Annotated in this window: 11 protein-coding genes; all 11 read left to right on the plus strand. The window is 42.7% G+C overall.

Annotated features, from left to right (window positions below; translation table 11 throughout):
* Nucleotides 1–16: 16 nt before the first annotated feature.
* Nucleotides 17–256: an RNA-binding S4 domain-containing protein gene (locus KP625_RS10575; RefSeq protein WP_177969616.1), complete on the plus strand. Its 240-nt coding sequence runs from the start codon at nucleotides 17–19 to the stop codon at nucleotides 254–256.
* 72 nt (nucleotides 257–328) lie between these two features.
* Nucleotides 329–592 carry a YabP/YqfC family sporulation protein gene (locus KP625_RS10580; RefSeq protein ID WP_177969615.1) on the plus strand — a complete coding sequence of 88 codons (264 nt, stop codon included), beginning with the start codon at nucleotides 329–331 and terminating at the stop codon, nucleotides 590–592.
* A 3-nt stretch (nucleotides 593–595) separates the two neighbouring features.
* A complete protein-coding gene (yabQ, locus tag KP625_RS10585) occupies nucleotides 596–967 on the plus strand; it encodes a spore cortex biosynthesis protein YabQ (protein WP_238297767.1) in 372 nt (123 codons plus the stop codon).
* A 31-nt stretch (nucleotides 968–998) separates the two neighbouring features.
* Nucleotides 999–1,310 carry an FtsB family cell division protein gene (locus KP625_RS10590; protein ID WP_177969613.1) on the plus strand — a complete coding sequence of 104 codons (312 nt, stop codon included), beginning with the start codon at nucleotides 999–1,001 and terminating at the stop codon, nucleotides 1,308–1,310.
* Nucleotides 1,311–1,496: 186 nt separating this feature from the next.
* Nucleotides 1,497–3,494 carry a SpoIIE family protein phosphatase gene (locus KP625_RS10595; RefSeq protein ID WP_238297769.1) on the plus strand — a complete coding sequence of 666 codons (1,998 nt, stop codon included), beginning with the start codon at nucleotides 1,497–1,499 and terminating at the stop codon, nucleotides 3,492–3,494.
* Nucleotides 3,495–3,558: 64 nt separating this feature from the next.
* Nucleotides 3,559–4,977 (plus strand): tRNA lysidine(34) synthetase TilS, encoded by a 1,419-nt coding sequence (tilS, locus tag KP625_RS10600; RefSeq protein WP_238297771.1) that lies wholly within the window; start codon nucleotides 3,559–3,561, stop codon nucleotides 4,975–4,977.
* Nucleotides 4,961–5,482, plus strand: a complete 522-nt coding sequence (gene hpt, locus KP625_RS10605) for a hypoxanthine phosphoribosyltransferase (protein ID WP_177969610.1) — start codon at nucleotides 4,961–4,963, stop codon at nucleotides 5,480–5,482. The genes tilS and hpt overlap by 17 nt, the downstream gene beginning before the upstream one ends.
* 30 nt (nucleotides 5,483–5,512) lie before the next feature.
* A complete protein-coding gene (ftsH, locus tag KP625_RS10610; protein WP_238297773.1) occupies nucleotides 5,513–7,408 on the plus strand; it encodes an ATP-dependent zinc metalloprotease FtsH in 1,896 nt (631 codons plus the stop codon).
* A 356-nt stretch (nucleotides 7,409–7,764) separates the two neighbouring features.
* On the plus strand, nucleotides 7,765–9,867 hold the full coding sequence (locus KP625_RS10615) for a glycoside hydrolase family 13 protein (RefSeq protein ID WP_238297775.1): 2,103 nt from the start codon (nucleotides 7,765–7,767) through the stop codon (nucleotides 9,865–9,867).
* Between the two features lie 11 nt (nucleotides 9,868–9,878).
* The gene (locus KP625_RS10620) at nucleotides 9,879–11,441 is read left to right on the plus strand and encodes a glucosyltransferase domain-containing protein (protein WP_238297776.1); all 1,563 of its coding nucleotides are present in this window, start codon (nucleotides 9,879–9,881) and stop codon (nucleotides 11,439–11,441) included.
* A gap of 9 nt (nucleotides 11,442–11,450) precedes the next feature.
* On the plus strand, nucleotides 11,451–12,425 hold the full coding sequence (locus KP625_RS10625; protein ID WP_238297778.1) for a glycosyltransferase family 2 protein: 975 nt from the start codon (nucleotides 11,451–11,453) through the stop codon (nucleotides 12,423–12,425).
* Nucleotides 12,426–12,608: the final 183 nt, after the last annotated feature.

Here is a 12,608-nt window from a genome sequence, read left to right on the forward strand (position 1 = left end):
CAAGGAGGAACAAGTTATGCGTTTGGATAAGTATTTGAAAGTATCTCGTCTAATCAAACGTCGTACGGTGGCAAATGACGCGTGTGATGCAGGCAGGGTGATGGTAAATGAAAAGGTTGTAAAAGCCTCCTATGACGTTAAGGTTGGAGATGTTATCGAGATATCATTCGGCAACAAATCGGTGAAGGTCAAAGTAACAATGATTGCAGACTCGACCAAAAAGGAAGATGCGAAGGAGATGTTTGAATATCTCTGATGCATGGTGAAAACTCATAAATGACAGGCTGTCTGCATATATATAAGCTATAGTAAGTGTGCAGGAGCATACATGGAAAGTCATATGATACACATCACACAGCGTGCACATATGAGCCTCACCGGACTGGAAAAAGTGATATCCATGGAACCGGAACTTGTTGAGGTGGAAACAACAGCAGATCATCTTGCAATCAAGGGACAGAATCTGCATGCAGAGAAACTGGATATGGAGAAGGGTGAACTCCAGTTGACCGGTACGATACAGGGGATGTTGTATTCCGAAAAAAAGGGAAAGAAGAAGGCTGCTGCAATCGCAAAGCGGCTGTTTCGATAATTGATGGATGTATTAATACGGCAGGGTGCCATGTTTCTGATGAGTGTCGCCATGGGAATCGCCCTCACACTGTCGTATGATCTTTTGCGTGTGTTTCGGCGCGTGGTATCTCATAATTCAATTTTAATAGCGATGGAAGATGTCTGCTTCTGGCTGGTATGGACATACATTACGCTGGAAGAAATTCATACCTATGGGGATGGTGTGCTGCGCTGGTATATGGCAGTTGGAATTTTGTTTGGTGTAATTCTGTTTCACTACACTATAAGTTGTGTTTTGATGAAGTCTGCAAACTACATCTTGTACAAGGTAAAAAAATCCACGAAAAAGCATAAGAAAATGTTGAAAAATAGCGATAATAAGGGTAAAATGTAAATATCTTTAGGTATGAAAAGTGGGTATGGAAATGGCAAAAAGCAGTGCAAGAAAATCAATTCGATATCGTCAATCGCCGGTTATTACATTTTTGGTTATAGTAGCGGTTGTATTTGTATGCGTGACTTCAGTTGTGCATGCATCGACATTGCATGCTAAGAGTAAGCAATTGGCTGAGACGGAAAAGACGATGGAATTAAAGGTGGAAGAGGCAAAGCAGGAACAGGCAAACCTCGATGCACAGGAGAAATATATGCAGACGAATGAGTATATTGAGGATGTTGCAAAAGACAAGCTGGGTCTGGTACATCCGGATGAATTGGTGATTCGCCCTGCAGAATAAAGAAAACAGGATTGACGGTAAGAAGCTTCCGACAGAGGTCGGGAGCTTTTTTGTGTAAAAATGTCTATAAATTCTTTGAATTTTCCGTCATTGTTAGACACACATAGCCGGAAGAATTGTATAAACTTGTATGGCAAATTTGTAATATAGAACAACCATCTGGTAGAGGTAGAGGGGATTGAGAGAATGAAGATGGAAAAGATTTTTTCCGGTATCGCCGATTTTCTGACTGCATATTGTGTGGGACGCTGCAACCTGTTTGGAACTGCACCGTTTGGAACTGCAATTATCGGTGCGGGGAGTGCCTGTGGGAGAAACCCGTGGTTGATGTTGTTTGGCTTATTTGGCGCATTTTTGGAACAGGATGGTTTTGTAAAACAGGGAACGTGGATTTATCCGGTAATCTGGATGGTTGCGGCGGTGGTTGTGAGGAGCAGAAAACTGCAGCTTCTGTATCCACGTTCTTTTTTGCTTTCGGTGCTGGTCGGACTTATAACGATGGTTCTTCAGATTGGAGCGTCTTATATGCTGCCGGATGCACTCGGGATTCCTATGGCATGTGCAGAGGGAGTGCTGGTTTTCTCTTTTATGCTTGCATATTGCTTCGTGTATCGGAATATTGCGGAGGACAGGCTGTATTTTTTGTCTGACACGCAGACAATGTTTGCCGTATTGATTCTTGCAACGACAGTTCTTGCAGGAATTCCGATTCAGATTGCAGGAACCGTTGAGGTGCTCGCGAGTGTATGTCTGTTTACTATTTTTTATGTGTCATATCGTTTTGGGTTTTCCGCAGGTGTGTCGTGGGCGGCGATTACCGGAGCCATCTATGCTTTGCGTACATCCGATATGCAGGTACTTGTGGCGTGGGTGTTCCTCACTGTCCTTGTAAATGGATTGACGGAATTTTTTCATATGGGACGATATGGAAGCCTTGTCGTCTTTGGGATTTGTGCATGCGCACTTGGATATTTTGTGTTTCCTGAGATGCTTTCAGAGTCCGGGATTAAGGCGCTCGTTGCAACAGAGTTTGTTCTATTGTTTTTGCCGGGACGATTATTCGTGCAGATACGGCAACAGGGAGATACAACATCGCTTTCCGGGGGAGAGTGGGGAAAACTCACACTCGCCCGCGTACGGGAGTTCTCAGATGCATTAAAGAGAATTGATTATACATTTGCAGGAACCGAAGGACAGCGGATTGGATTTGCGCAGATCGGCACGATGCTGGAAACATTTACAAAGCAGTTGGATAGTCCGGTTGCTATGCGTAAGGATGCAGAGACAGCGATTGTGTCCGAACTTGGACGAATGGGCGTACACGTTAAATCACTTACCTTGTTAAAAGCACAAAACGGCAGATACCAGCTTTATGCGGATGCGCGCGTGGGACGTGGCAGGCTGATCGGTGCAGAAGCGGTGCGTAAGATTGCAAGCAGAGAGACGGGGATTCCTTTTGAAATCGGGGAAGACAGCCGGCAGATGGTTGGCAGAAACTATGATCTTGTGATCCTGAACCAAAAGCCGGCATTTCGTCTGCAGACGGCAGCCAGACGGCTTTCCTGCCAGGAGGACGTCATCTCCGGGGATAATTTCTATATTGGTACTCTGAAGAACGGGCAGGCACTTTTAATGATCGCGGATGGCATGGGAAACGGCATGCAGGCGGCAAAAGACAGCGAGGAACTTTTAGCTGCGGTTGAAGAACTGGTTGCAACCGGGTTTGAACAGGAGATGGCAGTGCGGCTGGTCAATGCCTATCTTGCCGAAAAAAATAAGGGAGAACATTTTACGACTCTGGATATGTTGCTGCTTGATCTGTATACGGGTGTCGGACATCTTGTCAAATACGGAGCAGCGACAACCTATATCCGGCGGGGCGAATGGATGGAGTGTATCAAATCAACATCACTTCCGATTGGAATCGTTGAGGATGCTGGCTGTGAATGCAGCAGTAAGAAGTATTATGCCGGAGACTACATTGTCATGGTGAGTGATGGCGTACTGGACAGTATTCTGTTTGAAAATAAAGATGACTACATGAACACTCTGTTATCTGAATTCGATGATGGCGAACCGGAGGAAATTGTGGACACAATCGTTCGAGAGATTCGGAGTGTCTGTGGAAAAAGACTTAAAGATGATGCGACAATCGTCGTGTGTAAGGTGATGAAAAATCTGTGAATGCCTATACTTCAAACTGCGTTTGTGCTAATATAAAAAGGCAAAATCAGATTTAGGAGCTGCGATGAATTTATTTGAACAGAGGGTTTATAATTATATACAGGAGCATTCTTTGATACAGGTTGGAGATCGTCTGGTGATTGGCGTGTCCGGCGGTGCAGATTCGGTGTGCCTGCTTTGTGTGCTGAAACGGCTGGCACCTGTACTGCAGATCTTGGAGCAGGGGATTGTGGTAGTACATGTGCATCATGGCATCCGTGGAAAGGAAGCAGACCGGGATGCCGCGTTTACGAAGAACTTATGTGAGAAGTTTGGATTCATTTACAAAGAGTATCGAAAGAATATTCCGGCGTATGCCCAAAATCTGGGTATGACGGTGGAAGAAGCCGGACGGGAATACCGGTATCAGTGTATGCAAGAGCTTCTGCTTCAGTTGCGTTTTGATAAGATTGCGGTTGCGCATAACCAGGATGATGTGGCAGAGACAGTGCTTTTTCATATGGTTCGAGGCAGCGGCCTGAAGGGATTGGCAGGAATTGCGGCAAGCCGGGGGGATATCATTCGTCCTCTGCTTGGAGTGTCAAGAAAAGAAATCGAAGCATATCTGGAAGAAATTGGACAGACGTTTTGTCAGGATTCAACAAATGCAGAACTGGACTATGCCAGAAATAAAATCCGCCATAGCATCCTTCCGGTTATGCGGGAATTAAATGACCGTGCAGTGGAGCATATCTGTATGCTTGCGAGCGATGCAGCACTGAGCTATGAATATATTCATACACAGGCGATGAATCAATATGAATCAATCGGAATGGAAGATACGTTCGGAAAGACGGTGACACTTTCTATATCTGAATTGTATAAGTCGGGACCTGTACTGCAGGAACATATCATATGGGAAGCAATTGGACAGGTAGCGCAGAAAAAGAAAGACATTACACGGAAGCATATACAGGCAGTAGTGGCACTTATTTACCAAGATACCGGAAATTCAGTACAGTTGCCGTATGGAATTTCAGCAAGGCGGAATTATGGAGAACTTATTATAACCGACAAAGCACCGGAAATCGTGGATTATTGTTTTGAACTTAATCATTCAGGTGATTATGAAATCCCGCAAAAGGGAAAGCTATCCGTTGAAATTAAAGATTTTGTATTTGGAGATCCAATTCCGAAAAAAAACTATACTAAGTTTGTAGATTATGGTAAAATAAAAGGTACTCTGTGTGTCCGTACACCGGAAGATGGAGATTTTATTGTGATTGATGTGAATGGTAATACGAAGAAATTGTCCCGTGTTTTTATTGATGCGAAGGTTGACCGCGCAAAACGCGGGGATTGGCCGGTTGTAGCATGCGGGAAGGAAATCCTGTGGGTGGTTGGACTTCGGTTTAGTCCTGCATATCATGTAGATGAGAACACAAACAGAATCATAAAAATACAGTATGAAAGTAAAGGAGAACAAGATGGAACAAAAGATTGATGTTATGATTGATGCGGAGGCAGTGGAGGCAAGAATTGCGGAGATTGCAGAGCAGTTGAGTATGGAATATGCAGGAAAGACAATTCATATTATCGGAGTACTGAAGGGAAGCGTTTTTTTTATGTGTGAGCTTGCGAAACGTCTGTCTGTACCGGTAACAATGGATTTCATGTCTGTTTCCAGCTATGGCAATGATACAAAATCTTCAGGTGTTGTAAAGATGATTAAAGACCTGGACGAGAGCATCGAGGGAAGAGATGTGGTACTAATTGAGGATATCATGGATTCCGGCCGTACGCTTTCTTATCTGGTCAATATATTGAAGGAACGCAAGCCGGCAAGCTTTAAGGTAGTGACACTGTTGGATAAACCAGATCGTCGTGTTGTAGAATTAGAGCCGGATATCACCGGATTTGTCATTCCGGATCGTTTTGTTGTGGGTTATGGTCTTGATTGTGCACAGAAATATAGAAATCTTCCATATATTGGTGTGATTTCGGAGTAATACATAAATTTATCCAGAAGGGAGCATGGCATGAAAGGATTAAAGAAAGGACTCGGAATCTACCTGATTTTGTTCTTTGCAATGTTCTGTGGCGTTATTTGGTACGTGAACAAGAATTCAAAGGCAGACGATGGTTACACAATCGTTGATTTTCAGGCAGAGGTATCTGAGGGACTGATAGGTTCTGTAGAGATTTATCAGAATAAGGAGATACCAACAGGAACGGTATATATCACATATCGACAGACGAATGAGGAAAAGGAATTTAATGTATCGGATGTCAATCAGGTGCAGCGGATTGTTCAGAACAAGGGAGACGGAAACATCCGAATGGAACTGCATGATATCAGCGGTCAGAGCAACGTCTGGACATGGCTGCCGACAGTTGTGCTTATTGTAGTATTGCTTGTCGTTGTTATGATTTTTATGGCAAATATGTCTGGTGCCGGTGGCGGCGGAGGTGCCGGTGGCGGCAAAATGATGAATTTTGGTAAGAGCCGGGCACATATGTCGAACGAGAATGACCAGAAATATACTTTTAAAGATGTAGCCGGTCTGGAAGAAGAAAAAGAGGATATGGCAGAGATCGTAGATTTCCTGCGTAATCCGAAGAAATATAACACACTGGGAGCCCGTATTCCGAAGGGTGTTTTGTTAGAGGGTCCTCCGGGAACAGGTAAAACACTTCTTGCCAAGGCGGTAGCCGGTGAAGCAGGAGTACCATTCTTTACAATTTCTGGTTCTGACTTTGTTGAGATGTTCGTCGGTGTCGGTGCAAGCCGTGTGCGTGATCTGTTTGAGGATGCGAAGAAAAATGCACCTTGTATTATATTTATTGATGAGATTGATGCGGTTGCCAGAAAACGAGGCTCTGGTCTCGGTGGCGGACATGATGAGCGTGAGCAGACATTGAACCAGATGCTTGTTGAGATGGATGGCTTTGGTACGAATGAAGGTATCATCGTGCTGGCAGCAACAAACCGTGTGGATATTCTTGATCCGGCAATCTTGCGACCGGGACGTTTTGACCGTAAGGTTATGGTTGGAAGACCGGATGTTAAAGGGCGTGAGGAGATTCTGCGTGTCCATGTCAGAAATAAACCTTTGTCAGATGACATCGATCTGCATGAGATTGCCAGAACAACAGCCGGATTTGCGGGCGCGGATCTGGAGAACCTGATGAATGAGGCAGCAATCTGTGCAGCAAAACAGAATCGTCAGTTTATTAAGAAAGAAGATGTAGACAAGAGCTTTGTCAAGATTGGAATTGGAGGCGAGAAGAAGAGCCGCCTGGTTCCGGAGAAAGAACGTCGTATTACAGCTTACCATGAGAGTGGTCATGCGATTTTGTTCCATTTGTTGAGTGAGGTTGGTCCTGTGCATCTTGTATCGATTATTCCGAATGGTCGGGGCGCTGGCGGATATACGATGCCCCTTCCGGAGAATGATAATGTTTTTATGACGAAGAAGCATATGCTGCAGGATATCATGGTCAGCTTCGGTGGTCGAATTGCTGAGGAACTCATTTTTGGTGATATTACAACGGGCGCTTCAGCAGATATCAAGCAGGCAACCCAGACCGCACAGGCGATGGTAGTCAAGTACGGTATGTCTGAGAAGGTTGGTTTAATTAACTATGAAGTCAACAGTGAGGAAGAAGTATTCCTTGGCAGAGATCTTGGACATGCAAGAAATTATAGTGAGAAGGTTGCTGCGATGATTGATAAGGAAGTGCGCCGAATCATGGATGAATGTTACCTTGAGGCAAAACAGATTATTGTGAGTCATATGGATGTATTGCATCGGTGTGCGGCAGCTTTGTTGGAAAAAGAACGAATCAATCGTGCAGAATTTGAAGCACTTTTTGAGGAAAGTCCAACAGAAACTTATCCGGACGGGTTGGATACAACAGGATTGAATCAGTAACCGATTGTGAAAATTGTAGTGAAGAAAACTCCGAAATTGTGCACAATGCACAAAAAGACGACAAAAAACGATTTTTGACGACTTGTTTCAAGAGAATTTGCACAAAAAAAAATCTGAAAAAAATAAATGTTTGGGCAGACTTTTTAGGGTTTCTATGTATAATAATACTTGTAACCCCCCAATACATTATATAGTTTTTTGCTACACCCCAAAGTAACAAAATACCTTCTCCGAAAAGGACAGCCGATCGTTGGCTGTCCTTTTCCCTTTCATTTTTTATTTTTTTATTGTGTAAATTCCTGTCCTGTATTAAAATAATAGATAATGGTCAAAAAGAATTAGGGAGGATACTCTTGATGGTGGAGAATCAGAGACAAGCTCTCAAAGTATTACAGTATGTATATAATACGAAGACTGCATTGAATTTCGGCGCATTGTTTGCGGATGGAACAGATAGCTATCGTCATCCGGCAGAGCTTTCGATTGGAGATTCGGTGGTGCTTCGGTTTCGGACTGGAAGAAATAATGTAGATGCGGTGTACCTGGTTTACAATGGGGAGCGTTGTAAGATGCAGGTGGAACGCAGTGATGACTTGTTTGATTACTATGCATATACAATATCAGAGGTAACAGCAGATATTGATTATTATTATATGGTGCTTGCGGGTAATGTTACTTGTTATTATAACAAGCTTGGAACACAGAAGGATCTGAATCCGGATTATAATTTTCAGATCGCACCGGGATTTTCCGTTCCCAAATGGGCAAGGGGCGCCGTATTCTATCAGATTTTTGTGGATCGTTTCTACAATGGAGATCCGTCTAATGATGTCGAGGATAACGAATACTGTTATATCGGGGAAGGCACACGTAAAGTCAGGGACTGGTTTAAGTACCCGGATAACATGGATGTCCGTAGTTTTTATGGTGGCGACCTGCAGGGCGTTAAGGATAAGCTTGATTATCTGCAGGGACTTGGCGTGGATGTCATCTATCTGAATCCGATTTTTGTTTCTCCATCCAATCATAAATATGATATTCAGGATTACGATTATGTAGATCCGCATTTTGGTAAGATCGTCAAGGATGGCGGAGAGTGTTTGCCGGAAGGCTGTAAGGTCAACAAGGAAGCAAGCAAGTATATTATGCGTGTGACGGATAAGGCAAACCTGGAAGCAAGCAACGAGTTATTTGCGCAGCTTGTGGAGGAGATTCATAAACGGGGTATGCGTGTCATTTTGGATGGTGTATTTAATCATTGTGGCTCGTTCAATAAGTGGTTAGACCGTGAATGTATTTACGAGAATCAGGAAGGATACGAGAAGGGGGCATATGTAGATTATGAAAGCCCATACCGCAGCTTCTTCAAGTTCCAGGATCCATGGCAGTGGCCATATAATGGCACATACAATGGATGGTGGGGACACGATACCCTTCCAAAATTAAACTACGAAGAATCAGAGAAATTATATGAATATATTATGCGTATCGGTGAAAAATGGGTTTCTCCGCCGTACAACGTGGATGGGTGGCGTTTGGATGTCGCTGCAGATCTTGGATACACGGAAGAGTTTAATCATCGTTTCTGGCGTGATTTTCGATCAAGAGTCAAGAAAGCAAACCCGGATGCATTGATTCTTGCAGAGCATTATGGAGATCCAAAGGCGTGGCTTTTGGGGGATCAGTGGGATACTGTTATGAATTACGATGCATTTATGGAGCCAATCACATGGTTTTTGACAGGTGTCGAGAAACACAGTGATGAATTCCGGGGTGATCTGCTTGGGAATCCGGATGCATTTACAGGTGCTTTGCGCCACCATATGTCGCGGTTCAATCAGAATTCTCTGGAAATCGCGATGAACGAGCTGTCAAACCATGATCATTCGCGATTTCTGACTCGTACGAACCGTCGTGTTGGGCGAATCCATACGATGGGACCGGAGGCAGCAGGAGAGAATATCAACAAAGGTGTATTTCGGGAAGCAGTTGTGTTTCAGATGACATGGCCAGGCGCGCCGACGATATATTATGGCGATGAAGCCGGACTTTGTGGTTGGACAGACCCGGATAACAGACGTGGATATCCGTGGGGCAGAGAGGATCAGGAGTTGATTCAGTTTCATAGAGATATTATAAAGGTGCATAAGGAAAGCGAAGCACTGATGAAGGGTTCTGTGATGTTTCTGCATGGCGAATATAAGGTAGTCAGTTATGGTCGATTTCTGCCGGGCGAGGCAGTGGTTGTGATACTGAACAACGATTATGAGCCGCATGAGCTGAATCTGCATGTGCGCAGACTTGGTGTGCAGGATGCTGCTGTGATGAAAACCTGTATCACGACAACGGAGAGTGGCTACCAGTTGGATGAGACAGAATATGTTGTTGCGAATAACAAGCTGAAAATCATGGTGGGACCGATTTCGGCAGTTGTGTTGAAATATACAGAGGCACAGTAAAGGGGAGAAAAATGAAACAATTTACCAAAGAGATTAGTGTGTTCATGCGAGAAAAATGCTGGTCGATGTTGATTACATTTTTAGCGGTTGTTATGTGTTATGGAAAACACGCATTTTCTACAAATATAGATATTGATACGGAGGAATTGATCTTAAGAGGAACCTCCAATATGGACGGATGGCTTCAAATTGGACGTTTTGGTGGATATTATTCGAAGAAATTTACCGGTGGAATGTGGCATAATCCTTATTTTAATGGAGCGTTGTTCCTGTTGTTGTTTTCATTGGGAATATTTTTGCTGATGTTTTTATTCTGGCGGATTGAACATGATTATCCTGTATTATTGTTTGGATTACTTTATTCAGTCAGCGCAATCTGGTGTTTTTCCATTTATTTTGCAATGTTGCAGGTAGAATTGACAATTGGTCTTTTGTGTGCGATTGTTGCACTGCATGTGTTGTATGATGGTCTTACACAATGCAGGCATAAAGGCGTGATTGTTGCTGAGTTTGTTTTATCTTTGCCTTTGTTGGTATGGGCATTTGCCAGTTATCAGGCAATTCTGGTGTTCTATCTTGTGGCGGGAGTCGGTATGTATGTGACATATTACAGAGCACAGATTGACAAAGAACAAACAAGTTTGAAACGAAATCTTCTGCAGATTGTTTTTTTACTAGTGCATTTTGTGATTGGATATGGATTTTATTCTTTGATATCAAAAAAATTTTTCAGTGGAAGCACATATCTTACATCACAGATTTCGTGGGGGCAAAACCCATTTTTTGATGTTGTAAAGAATATATTGCGAGTAGTAAAAGCAACATATTTTAATGATATCTTGAAACTAAAGGGATTGCTATTGCCTCTTTTTGCTCTAATTCTGGTGGATATTATTTTTGTGTGGATAAAACCAGGTAAAATATCTGCAAAGATTTTGTATATGTTTTTGCAGGCGGGGCTTGTATGGTCACCATTTGCGTTGATTGTGTATGTGGGTGGCGATATGCCATACCGTACTAAGTTTGCATTAGCATTGTATATTGCATTTACCGGTATGTATCTATATAGAAATATTTGTGCGTTTATAGGTCGACCGGTTGTAAATACAATTGCAAAGAGCGTGCTTATGGTGGCGATTTGTATTTGTGCATTTCAGCAGGCATCCGTAAACTTACGTTTATGGTATACAGATGATATATGCAATGAGCAGAATAAAATTGTTGCTGAGAATATTTATGATCATATATCAGGATTGGGATTTGGTGAAAGTCCGGAAGTGCAGGTGGCAATTTTGGGAAATAAACAGGTGAATCTTAACCCAGCCTGCATGAGTGGAATAGAAATGTTTGGAATCTCTAATTTCCGTTGGGATTATTCTTCTCCGACGGGAAGCATGATACGGACACAGATGTATTTGCGAGCATATACCGGCATTGATTATCATGGAATAAGCTCGGAAAATGTTGCCTATGCAATTGAAAAAGGAAAAGATATGCCGATGTATCCAGCGGATGGATATGTGAAATATGACGCAGAGAAAAATCTGATTCTTGTGAAATTATCAGATTATTAGGGGATAAAAATGAAAGACAACCAAACGATATTATATATTATAATTCCATGTTATAACGAAGAGAAAGTTCTTCCTGTTACATCAGAAATGTTTTTACAGGAACTTCAGATATTGATTTCAAAAGGAAAGATCAGTGATGCGAGCCGTATATTGTTTGTGAATGATGGCAGTAAGGATGAAACATGGTCAATCATATGTGGACTGGCAGAGTCCGATAAACATTACATGGGAATTTGTCAGAGCCGGAATCGAGGGCATCAGAATGCTGTTTTGGCGGGGCTGATGGAGGTCAAAGATAAGGCAGATATTACAATATCTATCGATTGTGATGGGCAGGATGATATTGCTACGATGGAAGACATGATAGATGCATATCACGATGGTGCAGAAGTTGTGTATGGTGTGCGGAATGACAGGTCTACAGACAGTTTTTTTAAACGATTTACAGCGCAGAGTTTTTATAAAGTTCTAAGTGCTATGGGTGTGGAAACTGTCTATAATCATGCAGATTATAGATTGATTTCGTCGCGTGTATTACAGGAGTTTTCTAAGTTTGAAGAAGTGAATTTATTCCTGCGGGGGATGATTCCTTTGGTTGGTTTTAAAAGCACATCTGTATATTATAAGAGACATGAACGGATAGCGGGAGAAAGCCATTATCCGTTTCGCAAGATGATGGGGCTTGCATTTGATGGAATTACAAGCCTTAGTACCCGACCGTTGACAATGATAATGGCAATTGGGATCATTGTATCGATCCTTAGTTTTGTCGGGGCGGTCTGGGCGGTTGTTGCACAGTTTCTTGGAAGAACGGTTGCAGGTTGGGCGAGTACTACCTGTATTGTATGTTTTATAGGCGGAGTACAATTGGTTTGTCTTGGCGTAATAGGACAATATATTGGTAAAATCTATATGGAGGTGAAACATCGTCCGCGCTATATTATAAGTGAACGGATAGGAATTGATTATATAAAGAATAGATAAATGTTATCAAAAGCCGGTTGATGGATTCAGCCGGTTTTTTTGTATACAATCATACAAATAGATGTAAAAACAGGAACTATAGCTGGTTTTATGCAAGATGTCAATATGTGAGAATAAAAATAATAATTGTCACGGAAAGGCTGGGAAATGCATAAAATGGTGCGGATGTCGTTAAAACTATAT

The sequence above is a fragment of the Eubacterium sp. MSJ-33 genome (assembly GCF_022174665.1).
Classification (GTDB): Bacteria; Bacillota; Clostridia; order Lachnospirales; family Lachnospiraceae; genus Coprococcus_C.

What these genes read in the sequence shown, in the direction of transcription:
- KP625_RS10615 (WP_238297775.1), top strand. Translation starts at nt 7,765, where the DNA reads ATGGTGGAGAATCAGAGACAAGCTCTCAAAGTATTACAGTATGTATAT.
- tilS (WP_238297771.1), top strand. Translation starts at nt 3,559, where the DNA reads ATGAATTTATTTGAACAGAGGGTTTATAATTATATACAGGAGCATTCT.
- KP625_RS10595 (WP_238297769.1), top strand. Translation starts at nt 1,497, where the DNA reads ATGAAGATGGAAAAGATTTTTTCCGGTATCGCCGATTTTCTGACTGCA.
- ftsH (WP_238297773.1), top strand. Translation starts at nt 5,513, where the DNA reads ATGAAAGGATTAAAGAAAGGACTCGGAATCTACCTGATTTTGTTCTTT.
- KP625_RS10590 (WP_177969613.1), top strand. Translation starts at nt 999, where the DNA reads ATGGCAAAAAGCAGTGCAAGAAAATCAATTCGATATCGTCAATCGCCG.
- KP625_RS10580 (WP_177969615.1), top strand. Translation starts at nt 329, where the DNA reads ATGGAAAGTCATATGATACACATCACACAGCGTGCACATATGAGCCTC.
- KP625_RS10625 (WP_238297778.1), top strand. Translation starts at nt 11,451, where the DNA reads ATGAAAGACAACCAAACGATATTATATATTATAATTCCATGTTATAAC.
- KP625_RS10620 (WP_238297776.1), top strand. Translation starts at nt 9,879, where the DNA reads ATGAAACAATTTACCAAAGAGATTAGTGTGTTCATGCGAGAAAAATGC.
- yabQ (WP_238297767.1), top strand. Translation starts at nt 596, where the DNA reads ATGGATGTATTAATACGGCAGGGTGCCATGTTTCTGATGAGTGTCGCC.
- hpt (WP_177969610.1), top strand. Translation starts at nt 4,961, where the DNA reads ATGGAACAAAAGATTGATGTTATGATTGATGCGGAGGCAGTGGAGGCA.
- KP625_RS10575 (WP_177969616.1), top strand. Translation starts at nt 17, where the DNA reads ATGCGTTTGGATAAGTATTTGAAAGTATCTCGTCTAATCAAACGTCGT.